Origin of the sequence: Caulobacter sp. 17J80-11, assembly GCF_014349105.1 — a bacterium.
Classification (GTDB): domain Bacteria; phylum Pseudomonadota; class Alphaproteobacteria; order Caulobacterales; family Caulobacteraceae; genus 17J80-11.
Map to the genome: position 1 here is coordinate 1 of NZ_JACSJI010000017.1, position 17,482 is coordinate 17,482.

Below are 17,482 nucleotides of genomic sequence, written 5' to 3' on the forward strand. Positions count from 1 at the left end.
GCCCGCCGCCGCGCCGGCAGCGGCCGTCCCGGCGGCGGCCGCGGCAAGCCCACGACTTGAAGCCCGCCCGCGCGGGCGGCCTTGGCAAGACGTCGGGGTGCGTGTAAATCGACCGTCCTCCCGCGCGAGCGGGACCGGCCAATACCCAGGCCCCGGGGCCGCCTTAGCTCAGCCGGTAGAGCGGCGCATTCGTAATGCGTAGGTCGCGTGTTCGAGTCACGCAGGCGGCACCACTTTCTTCCTTCGGATGAACCGGGCAGACAGCTTTTACGAAAGCTGCATGCTTGCAACCACAGATCAATAGAGAATGGCGAAAGACCACGAGGTCTTATTCACCATCGATGCCCTTGGCCGGCCGCGGCAGTTCCTGCGGGCAATCGAGCGCACAAACGGCGACTTGGTGCTGATCCCTCGCAAAGGCGAGTTCGGATTCGACGTCAATTCCGGCACCGGCGACGAAATAGTCAAAGTGGCCCGCCAGGAGGAGGGGCGGTATTCGGTGCACGCAAGTGATGCGAGTCCACACCGCATCAATACGATCAAGTTTACCTCCCGGCGTGGTGGTCGGATCAACACTCGAGTCTACACGACCGACGCGCTCAAGCAGCGCGACGGCTTCGCGCCTGTGTTCTATGTCGTCACTCCCGACCTAGCAGCTGGCAGATTCGACCTGCCTCCCAACGTCGGAAAAACCATATCAATAGGCGGTTACGACCCCACCTTTGCGCACGTGCGCTACATGGCCATGGTCTCAAACCCCAACCGGGCGTTTGATCGCGAGAAGCTCGCACTTGGCGAAAGCGTCGTGGACTACGTGTTCCGGCGGTTCCGGCTCACCTTGCTCTGGACGTTCTCTCCATTTCCGACAGGACGCTTGGGCCTCCATGTTGGCTGGGAGAACAACTCCTTGCCGACCTCCGACATGCCCATTGGCACGGAGAGCTTCATGTCGTCGGCATTCGTCTATTTTTCGCTGCACGCCAACACGGTCGCGCTTGCGCCTCGCTTCGGTGCCGAGCACCCGTGGCTCGCTTTGTCCTCCCGCCACGGCTATCGCGCTCCGTTCCTACAAGCACTGGCGTTGCGGGTTGCACGAGAGCAGGCCGGGCGAGGACACCGAAGTGCTTTGTCTGAGCGAACGACCTAGCCCTGGCCGAGCGCTGGTCGCATAACAGGATGCAACTCACTGTCGCACAGCCGCGCTTCCGGGGCACCCGCGCGCACCCGCCTGTAAAACTGGGGAGGCTGAAACGCGCCCCCTTCGCGCAACGATTGCAGGGAGACAGGATTCTTGAGTGCCTGGACATCCCGGATGATCAGGGCGGCACCGCGGTCCAGGCCCGCGAAATAAGTGTCGAAGGCCGGCCGAGAAATCGCGGCATGAGAACCATAGCGCGTCCAAAGTTCATCTAGCGGCGCCTCAATGACCTTTTCGATGGTCAGCACGGCTACCACTTCGCCGACCGGAAGCGTCGAATAGAGCCAAGCTCGGGTCCCGCCGTGGAGTCGGGGCGCGCGGCGCCGCAACTCGACGCCCTTCACGCCAGCTAGGATCGCCCGCGCGTACTTCGGGGAGACCGAGAGCATGATCGGATCTTCATCGCGCATGAGGGCGTCCGAAATCGAGGATTTTTACTGCAGTCTCAAATTGGAGCATGTGGCTCTTAACGAGCTTAGTTTTGTCGGCCATGCCGAACGATTCCATGCGCTGAAAGGACACCGGGTTCTCGAACCGCATGATATTGTCGAACCATACGGCAAGAACGGTCGTACCCTTCACTAGATCGTTCAGGGCCGAGCCCCGTACAACAGCCGCGCGCAGTAGCGCGTCGGGGGCATGGGACTTAGACACCGCCTCGGCTGACGACACGCGAGCCACCGCAATAGCCGCCCCGCGGCCGCCCTGCTTGCCCGACTCGTAGAGGATGATGGGCCGCCCTTTGACGAGATTGTGCTGGTTGGCAACGGAAGCGAAATAGACCCGTCGCGATCGAAACGCGGCCTCGGGTTTCGGCCATAGACTGAGTTGGGCCCCGCCGACCAAGTCCTCTGACCAAGTCCGGCGAATCGGAACGATGGCGACGGGACGACCGGTGAGCAGGAACAGTCCGGGGGCCGTCATAGACTCCAGGTTCGCCAAAGACACGGTGGCGGCTCGGCCATCCAGCGCAATTCCGATCTCCTGTTCGTCATCCTGGAAAGCGGGGCAGTCAGCCGGCAGAGTGAAGCCTGCGCCTCTTTGGATTCGGTCGCGTAGGATCGACCAGTTGGCGGGAGTAACTGCAGTTCCGACCGTCATCTTCCGCAAGGCGCTGCCGTTGCCGGTGCCCGCAGCCAGGAAGCCGTTGGCGATGGCGGTCCGTCGCACAACCGGCTGATCGTCCGTATGTGCCATTTCGATGAGCGACGGCCGAGACAAACTCGAGGCACGCACGGCATGCTCGATCAGAAAGTCCAACGCGGTTGGCGTTGCTGGGTGGCGAGGGTCGGCGACAAGCAAAAGGCCTGCCGGATCGTTCGGGTCAGTGGCTGCGCGATAGGCCACGAAAGCTATCAGCGCCTTGGCCTCCCTAGCGGCGATATAGCGGAACCGCCTATCGGCAGCGTCGCGGCGCTGGAATGCCACGACAGTGCTGTCCGTCACGCCGTGCGTCTTAAGGAAGGCCAACGCTTCGGACGACAATGCCTCCTCTGTGAAGGCAAGATCGTGCTCGGCATGCCCGTTCGCTGGCAGCTCTGAAAAGGCGGGCGTCACGAAAGTGGCGAAATCCTCAGTCGACCAGATGCTGAGGCGATGCTGTTCAACGAGGTCGGCGTGAGCCCGGATAATTGCGCGCTCGCTTGTCACGAACCCCGCAGCGCCGACCAGAATGGCTTCCGCCAGATGCTTCAGATCAGACGTGTCGTTGGGCGACAGCTGCCCGTTGCGGGCCTTATCCGCAAAGACAAGGGGAGCCAAACGCGCCGCGAGGCTTGCGACCTCCGGCTGGGAGGGGGCTGCGACGGAGGGCAGCTGCTTAGCGAAGCTTAGGACCGGATCGTCCTTGCCGATGGTTGTGCGCTGCAGCTCTTTTACGAATTCCGTGGTGACAGCGAGGCGGACCCCGCTGTTCAGCGCCGCCGCCAGAATTTTCTCGGCGGCAGCCGTCGCGCGCCGCTTGCGCGTCGCGTCGAAAAAGACGTTCAAGTCTATGAGGTAAAGGGGCTGGACGTCCGAGCTGCTGCTTGCTTCGCCGACCGGCACTGAGGGCAGCGGGCGGTAGTTGAACAGCGTCGGCGTCGACAACTCCCTGGCCCTAACGTGGATTTGGCGATTCCGGGCCTGGCCGCCCGGCTTGGTCCGGGCAACAACGAACCCGTGATGTTCATAGACGTGGTTCGCTGGCAAATCGGCGGCGACGTTGGCCTTGATCGAGAGATAGCCCCGCGCTTCTGCCGTCTGAATTGCCGCGCGCAACAAGCGTGTAGAAAGCTTCTGACCCCGAAACGGCTGAGCAACAAACAGCTGAACGATCCGAGCGTGCGGATAAGTTCCGCTGACCCAGATGTGTCCAGCATACTTCGAGTCTTGTGCGTCGCCCTTCAGAACAATCGTCAGTTCGCCCTTGTGAACGGCCTGATCGTAGGCCGATCCCGGAAGGAATCCCAAGGCCTCCTTGTCACTGTCCGCAGCCGCCCGGATGTCCGCAACGAAGTCCAAGATGGCTGCGGGCTTCGTCTCTATTCGGAAGGCCATAACGTTCTGCCGGTTTATCGACCACCACCGGTTGGCGGCAGTTTCAGCGTAAGCTGCTTCGAGTCCGCACGTCACGAGCAGCAAGCGGGCATGGTCTATGCGGCGTCCGTGGAAGCCGCGCCGGCACCATTACCAGCAACAACATGTCGGCTGGTAACCTGACCTAGCCAGCGCGGGGATACGCGAGCATCACTTCCCGACGCGCCCCGCCTACTTCGACAAATCCCCCACCACCGACAGGTAGTACGTGATCGCCGGCTGGATGTTGGCGATCGGCGTGCGCTCGTTCAGGCCGTGGCTGAAGTCGTCCGAGCCCTTCAGGAAGGTCGGGCTGGCCCCGTAGGCCGGCACGTCGTGATAGCGGAACCACATGTTGTCGCTGGCTCCGGACGCCATGCTCGGGAACACCGGCACGCCCGGATAGACCTTGCCCAGGGCCTTCTTCACCGCCGCCTCGAAGTCCGCGCGCATGGGCGAGGCGTCGTTGGGGACCGAGCCCTCGGTCACGTCGGTGAAGGCGACGGCCGGGTCGGCGGCGGCGGCCTGCAGCTCGGCCATGATGTCGGCCGGCTTGTGGCCGGGGAAGATGCGGCAGTTGATGTTGGCCTCGGCCCGCTGCGGCAGGGCGTTCAGCGCGTGACCGCCGTTGATCATGGTCACCACGCAGGTGGTGCCGATCTTGCCCACCGTGGCCGGGTCGGCCCTCAGGGTGGCGATCGCCTTCTGGTCGGTCGGGTCGGCGGCGAAGGCCCGCATCGCCGCGCCGGTCTCCGGCTGCTCGTACTTCGCCGCGGCCTCGAAATAGGCCTTGGTCAGCGGGCTGAGCTCGGGCGTGAACGGCTTGGCCTGGATGCGCAACAGGGCGGCCGACAGCCGGTAGACAGCGTTGTCGGCGCGCGGCGCCGAGGAGTGGCCGCCCGGGTTGGTGACGGTCAGCTTGAAGTCGGCGTAGGTCTTCTCGGCGCCCTGCCAGGTGAAGTACAGCGGCGCGCCGGTCTTCTCGTCGAGCGAGCCGCCGCCGCCGTCGACGTTCAGCACCAGCTCGGCGTCCTTGAGCTTCTCGGCGATGATGGCGCTGGTCTTCATCGTGGTCTCCTCGTCGCCGGAGAACTCGATGATGATGGTGCGGCGCGGCTTGTAGCCCTGGCGCTTCAGCTCGATCAGCGAGGCGACGGCGATCGCCCCGTCCAGCTTCATGTCGGTCGCGCCGCGGCCGTACAGGTAGCCGTTCTCGACCACCGGGGTGAACGGATCGCGGGTCCAGTCGGCGGCCTTGGCCTCGACCACGTCCATGTGGCCGGAAATGACCAGCGGCTTCAGCTTGGGATCGCTGCCCGGCCAGCGGGCGATCAGGTAGGCGGTGTCGTCCACCGGGGCGACGGTGACGTCCTCGGCGGCGAAGCCGCCGGCGACCAGCGCGTTCCTGAACAGGGCGGCGACCTCGGGGGTCTGGTTGCCCGGGCCGGCGACCGAGCGCAGCGCGATGGCCTGCTTGGCCAGCTCCAGCGCCTGGGCCTCGGCCTGCGGATGCGCGACCGGCTTCGGCGCCGCCTGGGCGCCGGCCGCTAGGGTCAGCGCCGCGACGCCCGCCAAAAGAATCGAAGTCCGCATGGTCCATTTCCCCGACTAGAACCGCGGCAGTAGAGCGCCTCGCGGGCCCGTCGGGAAGAGCCCGCGAGCGCTGGACTGAAGTCCAAAAAGAAAAGGCCGCCCCGCGGGCGCGGGGCGGCCGGTCGCGCCGGGGCGCGAATGCTCAGCCCGGCTTCTTGGCGGCTTCCTTGGTGTCGCTGTCGAACACCGACACCTGCGCCACGCCTTCGTAGGAGAAGGTGCGGGACTGGGCGCTGTCGTTGCCGACGGTCCAGCTGGCCGAGCCGGCGCCGGTGTAGGCCGTGGTCGTCGTCGTGCCGATCGCGATGGACTCATACGCCTTGCCCACCAGCTCCGGCGCGGCGGTGACCAGCACGTAGGCGTCGCCCGGCCTGGCCCGGAACTGCACCGAATAGACGCCGCCGCGATAAAGGAACTGGTCGCGCGCGAAGGTCCGCGTCGGGGCGCCCTGTCCGTCGAGCACGGTAACCTCCGGCGCGAAGATGCGCTGGCTTTCCAGGCTGGCGCCCACGTCGAAGGTCTTGTCCTCGACGTCGGCCGGCAGGGCGTAGACCACGTAGGGCGTCGCCTTTCCGGCCCAGGTCAGGCAGCCGGAGCCGGCCCGAACCGGGGTGGTGACGGTGTGCGCCGCCTTTTCCTTCTCGGGCGTCAGCGAGAGCGCCGCGCCCAGATCGGGCTGGGTCGGGCACCCCTGGCGGTCATAGTGGACGACGGCCGTCGGCACGATCGCCACGGACGAGGTGCCCGCGCAGGCGCCGAGCAGGCCGGCCGCCGCGGCCATGACCGAAAGGTTGAGAGTGAAGCGCACGGCGTCCCCCTTAGCGCAGCAAGCCGACCGCGGTGTCGGCCACCTTGTTCAGGGCGTCCTCGATGCCGCCGGCCAGACGCGCCGGGTCGGCCAGCATGTCCTCGCGGTCCAGGAAGGCGTACTCCGGGTTGGCCGACAGGGTGATGACGCCCTTCTGCGGATACATGCCGTTGTAGACGATCTGGTTCTCCATCAGCACCTTGGAGCTGTCGGAGGCGCTGACCAGACGCACGGTGGCCGCCACCGTCGGGCGCCACGGCTGGCCGACGCCGGCGGACAGGTAGCCGTAGTTGGTGACCACGATGTCGAGGTAGGCGTCCGGCTTGTCGCCAGCGCTGTTGTAGCTGGCCAGGTAGACGCGCTTCTGGCGGACCGCGTTCTGTTCAACCTTGGCGCGATAGCCCTGGGCGTCCAGCGAGGTGATCACGCGCTGCTCCAGGCGGGCCTCGGCGTCGAAGCCGGCGCCGGCCAGGGCGTCGTTGATGGCCTTTTCGCGGCTCTGCTGGATGGCGGCGTTCGCCAGGGCGCCGACCAGGCCGAAGTTGGAGCCGACCGAGGCGACTTCCGAGGCGGTCGCCTTCTCCGGCAGCGCGTCGTCGGCAATACCGATGGACTGAACATTGGCCGCGGCGCGGTCATAGGGCTTGCCGACGTAAGTCGAGGCGCACGCGGACAGAGACACGGCCAGACCGGCCGCGACGAGAACTTTATGCATTTGAGACGATCCCCCACCGAACACCGCGACAAATGCGCGCCGGGGCCTCGTACTGTCAAGCAATACAACCGAAGATTGCTGTTACGCGAATCCCGCCTCAGCGCGCCTCCAGTTCGCGCACGCCCGCGACCAGCCGCTCGACCAGCTCGTCGACGTGCTGCGCATGGGTGCGGAAGCACAGGATCGCGCAGCGCAGATAGACGTCGCCGTCGATGCGGGTGCCGCTGACGAACACCCGCCCGTCCTGCTGCAGCCAGGCCTGCAGGGCGTGGTTGAAGACGTTCGGGTCGTGCCGCTCAGGCAGGTAGCGGAAGGCGACCACCGACAGGTCCGGCGACGGGCCCGCGTCGAAGCCCTCGATCTGCGACAGCCGCTCGTGGAAGCGCCGGGCCAGGGCCAGCTTCTCGGACAGGGCGGCGCGGAAGGCGGCGGCCCCGGCCAGCTGCAGCGGCAGCCACAGGCGCAGCGCCCGGAAGTGGCGGGTCAGCTCGGGGCCGAGATCCGAGGGCGACGGGCCGACATGGGTCTCGCTCAGCGGCTCCAGATAGGCGGCGGTGGCGGCGAAGGCGTCGTGCAGCAGCTGGCCGTCGCGAACCAGGGCCGCGCCGGTGCCGTACGGCAGGAACAGCGCCTTGTGCGGATCCAGCACCAGGCTGTCGGCCCGCTCGATGCCCTTCAGGATCGTCTGCCCCTCCGGGCACAGGTGGAACAGCCCGCCGTAGGCGCCGTCGACGTGCAGCCACACGCCGTGCCGGGCGCAGACCTCGGCGATCGCGTCCAGCGGATCGACCGAGCCGGTGTCGACCGTGCCGGCCGAGGCGACCACCAGCCAGGGGCGCAGGCCCTGCGCCTTGTCCTTCAGGATCGCGGCCTCGAGCGCTTCTGGCGACATGCGCCGGTGTTCGTCGGTCTCGATCAGGCGCAGCGGCGCGCGGCCGCGGCCGGCGATGTGCAGGGCCTTGTGCACGCAGTGGTGGGTGAAGCGGGTCTGGTAGACCGCCCCGCCGCCGTCCGGGTCGCGGGCGTCGCGGGCGGCGACCACGGCGGTGAGCGTCGCCAGACTGCCGCCCGAGGTGAGCACGCCCGCCGAGCTTTCCGGAAAGCCGACAGCCTTCGCCAGCCAGGCCACCGTGGTGTTCTCGAGCAGGGTCGCGCCCGGCCCCGCCGAGGCGAAGCCGGAATACTTGTTGGCCGTGGCCGCCAGCAGGTCGCCGAGCGCCGAATGGAACAGGCCGCCGCCGGGGATGTAGCCCATGAACCGCGGCGAGGCGGCGGTCAGGCCCGGCGCGTCCACGCAGTCGCGCACATAGGCCAGCACCTCTTCGGCCGCGCGACCCTGCTCGGGGATCAGCGCCTGGTCCCGCCGCGCCAGCGCCTCCTCGCGCGCGCGATAGGCCGGGGCGTCGGGCAGGCAGTCGTAGAAGGCCGCGACGTGCTCGCTCACCAGCTCCAGCAGGCGCGCCCGCTCGGCCGCGTCCGGTTCGAGCGGCGCGGCCGCGCGCGCCAGGGCCTCGACGTCGGTCATGGGATCAGCCTCCGGTACGCGCTTCAGATCGCCCGCAGGCCGTAAGCGGCGTCCCCGCCGGTTGGCAAGCGTGGTCGCGTCAGCCGTGCAGCACCAGGCAGGGCAGCTTGCGAGCCTTCAGGGCCTCGCAGGCGGCCCCGGCGGCGTCCTCCGACAGCCCGGTGAAGCGCGCCCGGTGCCAGCCGCCGCCGCTGCTGACGCTCTCCGCCGCGCCCTCGACCTGCGCGCGGAAGCGCTTGCGCACGTCCTTCAGCGCCGCGTTCGCGTCGGAGCGCTTCTTGAAGGCGCCGACCTGGATCTGCCAGGCGCCCGCTTCGACCCTGACCTCGAGCTTGGCCCGCGCCTTGGTCTCGCGCACGGCGGCGGGCGTGACCGCCGGCGCCGGGGCGGGCGTCTCGACGCCCACGTCTTCTTCGCCCTCCTCGCCCGCGTCGGTCTCGTCGTCGTCGCCCATGGCCGTGGCGGTTTCGTCGGAGACCGGCGTCGCCTCGCCCCCGTGGCCGGCCAGATAGCCGGCGATGGTCAGGGGCTTGTCGGTCTTGCGGGCGCGCAGCACCGCGAAGCCGGCGTCCAGGAGGGCGGCGACATGGTCGTTGCGGCTGCGGGGCGAGCGGCCGCCCAGCACCACGACGATCAATCGGCGGCCGTCGCGCACGCCGGAGGCGGCGAGATTGAAGCCCGACGCGCGGGTGTAGCCGGTCTTGATGCCGTCGACGCCGGGCGCCTGGCCCAGCAGGCCGTTGTGGTTGCGGATCCGATGGCCGCGGAAGGTGAAGCTCTGGGCGCCGAAATAGCTGTAGTACTTGGGGAAGTCGCGCTGCACGGCCCGCGACAGGAGCGCCAGGTCGTGGGCGGTCGAGACGTGACGCGGGTCGGGCAGGCCGTGCGGGTTCACGAAGCGGGTCTTGGACATGCCCAGCTTGCGGGCGCGCTCGTTCATGCGCTTCTCGAACTTGGCCTCGCTGCCGGCCACCCGTTCGGCCAGGGCCACGGCCACGTCGTTCGCCGACTTGGTGCACAGCGCGAAGATCGCCTGTTCGACCGTGATCTTGTCGCCGGCCCGCAGGCCCAGCTTGGACGGGGGCTGGCGGGCGGCGCGCGGCGAGATGGTCACCTTGTCGGTCAGCTTGAGCGAGCCGTCCGAGAGGGCCGCGAAGGTCACGTACAGGGTCATGACCTTGGTGACCGAGGCCGGGTAGCGCAGGTCGTCGGCGTTGCGCTCGTAGAGGATCTCGCCGGTGCCGGCGTCCATGACCACGGAGGCGTAGCGCTCGGCGGCGGTGGCCGTCAGGGGCGGCAGGAGGCAGGCGAGAAGGGCGAGCACGCCGGCGAACACGGCGTAAACGCTCCCGCTCCGGCGAGCGGCACGTGTCATGAGCATCCCCCCTGCCGTTCGGACGCGGCCCGACCAACGACGTCCCCAGCAACCTTCACAATTGATCGCCCGGCGGCAACAATTTTCGGGGATCAAATCCTCGTGCGGCGGGCGCAGGCGCGACAACGATCGCCTGCGGGTCTCCCCTGTCCGTGATCCTGCGGACGCCAGAAGTCCGGCGTGGCGAGAGCGGCGGCGGCCTCGCGTTGACACCGGTGTCAAGCTGGCGTCCATTGCGGGTCGACGGGCCGCCAGAACGCCCGCGGGGGAGGTTTCCATGCTTGATCGACGTCGCCTGCTGGCCGGCGCCTCGGCCCTGACCGCAATGGCCGCCCTGCCGGCGCGCGCCGCCGCGCCCTCGCGCGCGGAGGTGCTGGCCACCATGAAGCGGGCCACCGCCTTCATGGTCGACAAGGTCGCCTACCAGGGCGGCTACGTCTGGTCCTACCTGCCCGACTTTTCCCGCCGCTGGGGCGAGTTGGAAGCCAAGCCGACCATGATCTGGGTGCAGCCGCCCGGCACGGCGACGGTGGGCCACCTGTTCCTCGACGCGTTCAACGTCACCGGCGACGCCGACTACCTGCGGGCGGCCGAGCAGGCGGCCGGCGCGCTGATCCGCGGCCAGCACCCGAGCGGCGGCTGGAACTACTTGATCGACCTGGCGGGTGAACAATCGCTGCGCGACTGGTACGCCACGGTCGGCAAGAACGCCTGGCGGCTGGAGGAATTCCAGCACTACTACGGCAACGCCACCTTCGACGACGCCGGCACCTCGGAGGCCATGCAGCTGCTGCTGCGCCTCTACGCCCAGACCGGAGACAAGCGCGTGAAGGCGGCGCTCGACCGGGCGATCGGCTTCGTGCTGGACAGCCAGCTGCCGGTCGGCGGCTGGCCGCAGCGCTGGCCGCGGGCGGGCGAGTTCTCCAAGCAGGGCCGGCCCGACTACACCGGCTTCCTGACCTTCAACGACGACGTCGCCGGCGAGAACATCAAGTTCCTGATCATGGCCTGGCAGGTGCTGGGCGAGCCGCGCCTGCTGGACGCAGTGCATCGCGCCATGGACAGCTTCGTGGCGACCCAGCAGCCGGCCCCGCAGGCCGGCTGGGGCCTGCAGCACGGCCCCGACCTGAAGCCGATCGGCGCGCGCACCTACGAGCCGACCGCGGTCGTCACCCACACCACCGCCAACAACCTCGCTCAGCTGATGACCTTCTACGAGCTGACCGGCGACGCCCGCTTCCTGGCGCGCGTGCCCGAGGCGCTCGACTGGCTGGACGGCGTGGCCCTGCCCGAGGCCCTGCGCGTCGACGGCCGCACGCACCCGACCTTCGTCGAGCCCGGGACCAACCGGCCCCTGTTCCTCCACCGGCGCGGGTCGAACGTGACCAACGGGGTCTACTGGGCGGACTACGATCCGGCGAACACCGTCGGTCACTATTCCTCGCAACGGAAGTTGGACGTGGCGGGCTTGCGCCGGCGCTACGAAGCGCTCAGGGCCACTCCGCCCGAGCTGGCCAGCCGCGGCTCGCCCCTGAAGGCCGGACGCTCGCCGCTGCCGCGCTTCTTCGCCACCCGGCCGGTCGAGGTGTCCGATCTCAACAGCAACCGCGGCGCGCCTCCGGCCGCGTCCAGCGAGGCCGCGCGCGTGGCCGAGCTGGTGGCCGGCCTGAACGCCCAGGGCTGGTGGCCGACCATGCTGAAGTCCACCAGCCACCCCTATCGCGGCGACAGCCCGGCCGAAGTCGCGCCCGGCGACTTCTCGCGCACCCTGGTCGGCGACGCGACCGACACCTCGCCCTACGTCACCGACACGCCGGTGGTCGGCATCTCGACCGGGATCTACGTCCAGAACATGGGCGTGCTGATCGAGCATCTGGCGTCCGCCTAGGGCCTGCGCTCTGGACGGCGCCGGGGCGGGCGCGCCACTGTTCGCCTCGCAAGCGTGAGGCGGAGGTCGGGGATGTTGCGGCGATCGGTGCTGAAGGCCCTGCCCGCGAGCCTGGCGGCCGCGTCGGCGGCGAAGGCGGGAGAGGCGAAACCCATGACCGAAGCGACCCGGGTCCGCGCGCGCGACATCGGCCTGAAGCCCGGCGTGCTGAAGCCCGGCGCGCTCAACGCCGTCACCGACGTGGCGGGCGTGCGGGTCGGCCAGGTGACGATCATCGAGGGCGACCGCGTGCGCACCGGCGTCACCGCCGTCCTGCCGCACGGCGGCAACCTGTTTCAGGACAAGGTTCCGGCCGGCCTGGAAGTGGCCAACGGCTTCGGCAAGCTGGCCGGCGCGACCCAGATCGTCGAGCTGGGCGAGATCGAGACGCCGATCGTGCTGACCAACACGCTCGCGGTCGCGCGCGGGGTCGAGGCGGTGATCGACTGGACCCTGGCCCAGCCCGGCAATGGGGACGTCCGCTCGGTCAACGCCGTGGTCGGCGAGACCAACGACGGCCGGTTGAACGACATCCGCTCTCGCGGGGTGACGGTCCAGCACGTGCGCGCCGCCATCGAGGCTGCGCGCCCGGGTCCGGTCGAGGAGGGCTGCGTAGGGGCCGGGACCGGCACGGTGGCCTTCGGCTGGAAGGGCGGGATCGGGACCAGCTCGCGGGTGCTGCCGAAGACGCTCGGCGGCTGGACCGTGGGCGTGCTGGTGCAGACCAACTACGGCGGCGTGCTGTCCATGGGCGGGGCGCCGGTCGGCCGGGCGCTGGGCCGCTATCACCTGAAGGAGTACGTCGAGGACTCCAGCGCCGACGGCTCGATCATGATCGTGGTCGCCACCGACGCGCCGCTCAGCGACCGCAACCTGGCCCGGCTGGCGCGCCGCGCCATCGCCGGCCTGGCGCGCACCGGCTCGACCTTTTCCAACGGCTCGGGCGACTACGCGATCGCCTTCTCCACCGCCGAGGCCGTGCGCCGCACGCCCGAGCGCCGGCGCGACGTGGCGACGGTCGCCGACCTGCCCAACGACCAGACCTCGCCCCTGTTCGCCGCCGCCGCCGAGGCGACCGAGGAGGCGATCTACAACTCGCTGCTGATGGCGACCACGACCCGCAGCGTCGACCCGGCCACCGGCCTGCCTGTGGTGGTCGAGGCGCTGGACGTCGCCGCGGTCCGGCGCGTGCTGGACGAGCACCGGATCACCACGCGCTGAGCGGCTGACCGGAACCAACCTTTCCAAAAAGACATTTGCACCCAGCTTGGCCGTGAGCTTGGGTCGGCCGCGTTCCCGCGCGACGGAAATCGCAAGCGGGGCCGTGTAACTGTCGCGCCTGTCGGGGGCGCTCCGATCTGCGGGCGGCGGAGCCGCCAGGGGGCCGTTTTTGAAGTTTAAGATGAGCTTGCTCGCGGCGGCCGCCGTCCTGGCGCCGGCCACGGTCGGATTCGCGCAGACCCCGCCGGCCCCGAAGCCGCAGCCGGCCGCCCCGGCGCCCGCCCAGGGCAAGGGTCCGGCCGGCAAGGCGGCCGACGAAAACGCCGTGCAGGACGTGACCGTCACCGGCCAGCGCAACGGGTTCCGCAGCTCGATCGACCGGCGCAGCTACAGCGTGGCCAACGACCTGGGCGCGACCAACGGCTCGATCGGCGACGCCCTGCGCAACGTGCCCTCGGTCGAGGTCGACGTGCAGGGCAACATCAGCCTGCGCGGCGACGCCAACGTCACCATCCTGGTCGACGGGCGCCCGTCGGGCATGTTCAAGGGCGACGGCAAGGCCGACGCCCTGCAGCAGATGCCGGCCGACCAGATCGACCGGGTCGAGGTGATGACCAACCCCTCGGCCGCCTTCAGCCCCGAAGGTACGGCCGGGGTGATCAACCTGGTGACCAAGAAGGGCAAGAAGTCCGGCCGCTCCGGCTCGGTGCGCGCCAACGTCGGCACCGACGGCCGCTACAACGGCGGCGTCAGCGGGTCGGTCATGGCCGGCAAGCTGGGCCTGTCCGGCGACGCCGGCGTGCGACACGACGTGATGGACGGCGAGACCTCGACCGACCGCTCGCGCTTCGACGTCGGCAGCGGCCAGTTCATCGACAGCCGCCAGCGCTCGAAGTCCGACGGGACCGGCGACGGGCGCAACCTGCGCGGCAATCTCGACTACGACCTGGACGCCGCCACCCGGGTCAGCGCCGAGATCCGCCATCGCGGCATGAAGTTCTCCAGCGACAGCCTGGAGAGCTACGAGGGCGAAGATTCGACCGGCGCGGTGGCGACCGCCTACGATCGCGCGGCGTCCTCCTCCATGGAGCGGTCCAACACCGAGGCCAGCGCCAGCTGGCGGCGCAAGTTCAAGGGCGACGAGCACGAGCTGGTCGCCGACCTCAGCTTCGAGCGCACGGAGGGCGACCGCCGGATGCGCGCGCTGCAGAGCGGGACCCTTCCCGGCGGGGCCGACCCGTACGAGGCGACCCACAACGAGATCGTCCAGGACGAGACGCAGTTCAAACTGGACTACACCCGGCCGGTCGGCGACCGGGCCAAGCTGAAGACCGGGCTGCAGATCGAGCGCTCGGAAAACGACTACGACAACCGGGGCGTCAGTGGGCTCGACGCCGGCTCCGCCACGGTCGACGCGGCGCGGACCAACCGCTTCCTCTACGACCAGACGGTCCAGGCCGCCTACGCCACTTATGAGCGGCCGCTGGGTCCGGTGACCGCCCTGGTCGGCCTGCGGCTGGAGCAGGTGGACATCGACATGAACCAGGTGACCTCGGCCGTCACCGCGCAGAACGACTACAGCGGGGTCTATCCCAGCCTGCACCTGGCCTACGACCTGACCGACAGCCAGCAGCTGACCGCCAGCTACTCCAAGCGCGTCCAGCGCCCGCAGGCCCAGGACCTGAACCCGTACGTGGTCTATGTCGACCCGTTCAACCTGCGCAGCGGCAACCCGAACCTTAAGCCGCAGGAGACCGACTCCTACGAGCTCGGCTGGCAGTACCGCGCCGGCCAGACCTTCTATCTGGCCACCGCCTATTACCGTCAGAGCACCGACGGCGTGACCGAGGTCGTGCGGGCCTGCACGACCGTGCCGACCCTTTGCGATCCGACGGGGACGGCCGACCTGGACGGCGTCTTCCTGACCACCCGCGAGAACCTGGCCGAGAGCCGCAGCGGCGGGCTGGAGCTGGTCGCCAACGGCCGGCTGACCAAGTCCCTGACCTACAACCTCAGCTCCAACGCCTACTGGCAGGAGATCGAGGGCTCGGCGGTGACCGCGACAGACGGCCGTTCGGGCTGGTCGGTCGGCGGTCGCGGCGCGCTGAACTGGCAGGCCACGCCCAAGGACTTCATCCAGATCAACGCCTTCGTCATGGGCAAGCGGCTGCAGGCCCAGGGCTGGCGCGAGCCGACCGGCATGCTGAACCTGGGCTGGCGGCACAAGGTCGACGAGAAGCTGTCGGTGGTCCTGACCGCCCAAGACGTGCTGGGCACCATGCGCGACCGGCTGGTGATCGACACCCCGACCATCCACGACCGCACCGAACGCGAGATGAACATCCGCGGCGTGTTCCTGGGCCTGACCTACACCTTCGGCGACGGCGGCAAGCGCCAGCGCGACCCGGGCTTCGACTTCGGCGCCGGGGCCGATACGGGCGGCGGGGGCTGATCAGGCCCTAGCGGTCGAACAGCCAACGGTAGGCGGCGGGGAACTCCCGCCGCCAGAACCACTCGGAATGCTGGCCGTCAGCCGGCACGCTGGCCTGCACGGCCGAGGCCGGGAAACCGGCCCGCGCCAACGCCTCGACCGTCGCGGCCTGGTCCTCGCCGACGCTGAAGGGCGAGCTGGTGTTGCTCTCCGCCCCGCCGCTGACGAACCAGATCCGCTGGTCGTACTTGCGCGTGCGCGGCCTGGCCGCCAGGGCCAGCACCTGGTCGCGCACCAGCCAGGTGGCCGAGGAGAACACCCCGGCCCGGCCGAACACGTCGGGGCGCTCCAGCGCCGCGTAGAGCGAAATCAACCCGCCCATGCTGGAGCCCATCACCGCCGTGTGGGCCGGGTCGCGGCGGGTGCGGTAGTGCGCGTCGACATAGGGCTTCAGGGTGTCGACCAGGAAGTCGACATAGGCCCCCCCCTCGCCGCCGCCGTACTTGGGGTCGACCGCGTTCGGCCAGGGATCGTACTCGTCCAGCCGGTGCTCGCCGCCGTGGTCGACCGCGACCACGATGGCGCCCGGATCGCCCTTGGCGAACAGGCCGTCCAGGGTCTCGTCGACGCCCCATTCGCCGAAGCCCGAGGTGGCGCCGTCGAAGACGTTCTGGCCGTCGTGCATGTAGATGACCGGGTAGCGCTTGCGGCTCGTGGCGTAGTCCGGCGGCAAGTAGATCCAGATCCTGCGCGTGCGGCCCAGCTGCGGGATGGCGAAGCCCTCGGCCAGCACCGAGACCGAGGCGCTGGCGGTGTGCGGCTTCGCGGCGGCGACGCCAGAACCCCAGCGGGCCACCTCGCCGCTCCAGGCGAAGGCGCCGGTCGCCGGCAGGGTCGCCGCGCGGTTGGGCGCAGCCGCCCCGTCGGCGGTCTGCTCGCCGCGCTCCCAGCTGCCGAGCGTGAACTTGAACTCGACCGGCCCGCGCACGTCGGCGGGCAGGGTCAGGGCGTAGATCCCGTCGTCACGGCGCTTCAGCGCCCAGCCGGCGGCGGCCGGGTCCCAACCGTTGAACGAGCCGGCGACATAGACCGTGCTCGCGGCCGGCGTGTCGGCCGGTACGCGCAGCTCCAGGGTGGCCTGGGCGAAGGCCGGCGCCGCCAGCGCCGTCGCGACAATTCCTGCAGCCCACAGACCGCGCGCACCGATGAACGCCATCGCACTCCCCCCGAATGCGGGGAGAGTGCCTCAGACTTGGGCGTGGGGCGAGCCGGCCGGGCGCGCTTCGCCCTCGCGGTGGTGGAATTCGACGTAGAAGCGGACCGCCCCCAGCGGCTCGACTTCGTGCAGGACGGTGGGTTCGACCACGCCCGGTTCGCCCTCCGGCGTCAGCACCTGTTCCCCCGCCGGCCGGCGAGGGTCGGTGATCCGATAGGCGAGTCGCCCCTCCAGCACGTGGATCAGGGCCCAGACCCCGTCCTTGGTGGCGTGGGCGCGCAGCAGGCCCGCGGGCGCGCTCGTCTCGGTGAAGTCGGGCGTGCGCTTGTAGGGGACGAGATCGTCAGGCAGGCGCATGGGCGACCTCTTACGCCCGTCGGGCGCGGGGCGGCAGTACGGATTAACCCGTATTTGCCGGGCGCGCTTCGAGGGACCTACAGAGACGTCGAGATGGAGGAGCGGATTATGGAGCCGCGCGACGGCGTCGAGATCGAGGCGCGCCTGCCGGCGCTGATGGAGATCTTCTACGAGCGGGTCCGCCGCGATCCGCAGCTCGGCCCGGTGTTCGAGGCCGCGATCGACGACTGGCCTCGTCACCTGCAGCTGCTGGCCGATTTCTGGTCGTCGGTGGCGCTCACCACCGGCCGCTACAAGGGCCATCCGATGCAGGCCCACCTCAAGCACCAGGCCGCGATCACGCCGGAGATGTTCGATCGCTGGCTGGCGCTGTGGCACGAGGCCACCGACGAGATGCTGTCGCCGACCGCCGCCGCCCTGCTGCAGGAGAAGGCCGCGCGGATCGCCCGCAGCCTGAACCTGGCGCTCACCTTCCGCCTGACGGCGGCGACCGACGGCCCGAGCGACAAGAAACCGCTCGCGGCCTGATCGAAAGGAGCGCGGCGCCCGTCGCGCCCGCG

General features: G+C 69.3%; 14 protein-coding genes and 1 tRNA gene. 6 read left to right on the forward strand and 9 right to left on the reverse strand.

The window, feature by feature from the left end:
* Window positions 1-157 precede the first annotated feature (157 nt).
* Together H8B08_RS15495 and H8B08_RS15500 are read left to right on the forward strand one after the other, a co-directional pair.
* Window positions 158-233, forward strand: a tRNA-Thr gene (locus tag H8B08_RS15495).
* Between the two features lie 74 nt (window positions 234-307).
* On the forward strand, window positions 308-1,147 hold the full coding sequence (locus tag H8B08_RS15500) for a hypothetical protein (RefSeq protein WP_187451099.1): 840 nt from the start codon (window positions 308-310) through the stop codon (window positions 1,145-1,147).
* Here H8B08_RS15500 and H8B08_RS15505 read toward each other — a convergent pair.
* The 7 genes from H8B08_RS15505 to H8B08_RS15535 all read right to left on the reverse strand — a co-directional run bounded on the left by H8B08_RS15505 (window position 1,144) and on the right by H8B08_RS15535 (window position 9,770).
* Window positions 1,144-1,608 carry an ASCH domain-containing protein gene (locus H8B08_RS15505; protein ID WP_187451100.1) on the reverse strand — a complete coding sequence of 155 codons (465 nt, stop codon included), beginning with the start codon at window positions 1,606-1,608 and terminating at the stop codon, window positions 1,144-1,146. The genes H8B08_RS15500 and H8B08_RS15505 overlap by 4 nt on opposite strands.
* Window positions 1,598-3,811 (reverse strand): GNAT family N-acetyltransferase, encoded by a 2,214-nt coding sequence (locus H8B08_RS15510; protein WP_370545499.1) that lies wholly within the window; start codon window positions 3,809-3,811, stop codon window positions 1,598-1,600. Before H8B08_RS15510 ends, H8B08_RS15505 begins: the two co-directional genes overlap by 11 nt.
* A gap of 135 nt (window positions 3,812-3,946) precedes the next feature.
* Window positions 3,947-5,347, reverse strand: coding sequence for a M20/M25/M40 family metallo-hydrolase (locus H8B08_RS15515; RefSeq protein WP_187451102.1), 1,401 nt, complete (start codon window positions 5,345-5,347; stop codon window positions 3,947-3,949).
* 142 nt (window positions 5,348-5,489) lie between these two features.
* On the reverse strand, window positions 5,490-6,155 hold the full coding sequence (locus tag H8B08_RS15520; protein ID WP_187451103.1) for a MalM family protein: 666 nt from the start codon (window positions 6,153-6,155) through the stop codon (window positions 5,490-5,492).
* Between the two features lie 10 nt (window positions 6,156-6,165).
* A complete protein-coding gene (locus tag H8B08_RS15525; protein WP_187451104.1) occupies window positions 6,166-6,870 on the reverse strand; it encodes a hypothetical protein in 705 nt (234 codons plus the stop codon).
* A 97-nt stretch (window positions 6,871-6,967) separates the two neighbouring features.
* Entirely contained in the window at window positions 6,968-8,395 is a 1,428-nt protein-coding gene (locus H8B08_RS15530) for an aminotransferase class V-fold PLP-dependent enzyme (protein ID WP_187451105.1), read from the reverse strand.
* Window positions 8,396-8,474: 79 nt separating this feature from the next.
* Entirely contained in the window at window positions 8,475-9,770 is a 1,296-nt protein-coding gene (locus H8B08_RS15535; RefSeq protein ID WP_187451106.1) for a D-alanyl-D-alanine carboxypeptidase, read from the reverse strand.
* A gap of 277 nt (window positions 9,771-10,047) precedes the next feature.
* Between H8B08_RS15535 and H8B08_RS15540 the strand changes: the two genes are divergently transcribed.
* The 3 genes from H8B08_RS15540 to H8B08_RS15550 all read left to right on the forward strand — a co-directional run bounded on the left by H8B08_RS15540 (window position 10,048) and on the right by H8B08_RS15550 (window position 15,370).
* Entirely contained in the window at window positions 10,048-11,658 is a 1,611-nt protein-coding gene (locus tag H8B08_RS15540; RefSeq protein ID WP_187451107.1) for a pectate lyase, read from the forward strand.
* A 72-nt stretch (window positions 11,659-11,730) separates the two neighbouring features.
* On the forward strand, window positions 11,731-12,918 hold the full coding sequence (locus tag H8B08_RS15545) for a P1 family peptidase (RefSeq protein WP_187451108.1): 1,188 nt from the start codon (window positions 11,731-11,733) through the stop codon (window positions 12,916-12,918).
* A 181-nt stretch (window positions 12,919-13,099) separates the two neighbouring features.
* On the forward strand, window positions 13,100-15,370 hold the full coding sequence (locus H8B08_RS15550; protein WP_187451109.1) for a TonB-dependent receptor domain-containing protein: 2,271 nt from the start codon (window positions 13,100-13,102) through the stop codon (window positions 15,368-15,370).
* A gap of 7 nt (window positions 15,371-15,377) precedes the next feature.
* On the opposite strand, the gene H8B08_RS15555 is transcribed toward H8B08_RS15550, so the two are convergent.
* A complete protein-coding gene (locus H8B08_RS15555; protein ID WP_187451110.1) occupies window positions 15,378-16,565 on the reverse strand; it encodes an alpha/beta hydrolase in 1,188 nt (395 codons plus the stop codon).
* Window positions 16,566-16,595: 30 nt separating this feature from the next.
* Window positions 16,596-16,922 carry a DUF1971 domain-containing protein gene (locus H8B08_RS15560; protein WP_187451111.1) on the reverse strand — a complete coding sequence of 109 codons (327 nt, stop codon included), beginning with the start codon at window positions 16,920-16,922 and terminating at the stop codon, window positions 16,596-16,598.
* A gap of 108 nt (window positions 16,923-17,030) precedes the next feature.
* Here H8B08_RS15560 and H8B08_RS15565 point away from each other — a divergent pair, with 108 nt between their 5' ends.
* Entirely contained in the window at window positions 17,031-17,450 is a 420-nt protein-coding gene (locus H8B08_RS15565; RefSeq protein ID WP_187451112.1) for a group III truncated hemoglobin, read from the forward strand.
* The last annotated feature ends 32 nt before the right edge of the window (window positions 17,451-17,482 follow it).

What these genes read in the sequence shown, in the direction of transcription:
- H8B08_RS15500 (WP_187451099.1), top strand. Translation starts at nt 308, where the DNA reads ATGGCGAAAGACCACGAGGTCTTATTCACCATCGATGCCCTTGGCCGG.
- H8B08_RS15505 (WP_187451100.1), bottom strand. Translation starts at nt 1,608, where the DNA reads ATGCGCGATGAAGATCCGATCATGCTCTCGGTCTCCCCGAAGTACGCG.
- H8B08_RS15515 (WP_187451102.1), bottom strand. Translation starts at nt 5,347, where the DNA reads ATGCGGACTTCGATTCTTTTGGCGGGCGTCGCGGCGCTGACCCTAGCG.
- H8B08_RS15525 (WP_187451104.1), bottom strand. Translation starts at nt 6,870, where the DNA reads ATGCATAAAGTTCTCGTCGCGGCCGGTCTGGCCGTGTCTCTGTCCGCG.
- H8B08_RS15530 (WP_187451105.1), bottom strand. Translation starts at nt 8,395, where the DNA reads ATGACCGACGTCGAGGCCCTGGCGCGCGCGGCCGCGCCGCTCGAACCG.
- H8B08_RS15535 (WP_187451106.1), bottom strand. Translation starts at nt 9,770, where the DNA reads ATGACACGTGCCGCTCGCCGGAGCGGGAGCGTTTACGCCGTGTTCGCC.
- H8B08_RS15540 (WP_187451107.1), top strand. Translation starts at nt 10,048, where the DNA reads ATGCTTGATCGACGTCGCCTGCTGGCCGGCGCCTCGGCCCTGACCGCA.
- H8B08_RS15545 (WP_187451108.1), top strand. Translation starts at nt 11,731, where the DNA reads ATGTTGCGGCGATCGGTGCTGAAGGCCCTGCCCGCGAGCCTGGCGGCC.
- H8B08_RS15550 (WP_187451109.1), top strand. Translation starts at nt 13,100, where the DNA reads ATGAGCTTGCTCGCGGCGGCCGCCGTCCTGGCGCCGGCCACGGTCGGA.
- H8B08_RS15555 (WP_187451110.1), bottom strand. Translation starts at nt 16,565, where the DNA reads ATGGCGTTCATCGGTGCGCGCGGTCTGTGGGCTGCAGGAATTGTCGCG.
- H8B08_RS15560 (WP_187451111.1), bottom strand. Translation starts at nt 16,922, where the DNA reads ATGCGCCTGCCTGACGATCTCGTCCCCTACAAGCGCACGCCCGACTTC.
- H8B08_RS15565 (WP_187451112.1), top strand. Translation starts at nt 17,031, where the DNA reads ATGGAGCCGCGCGACGGCGTCGAGATCGAGGCGCGCCTGCCGGCGCTG.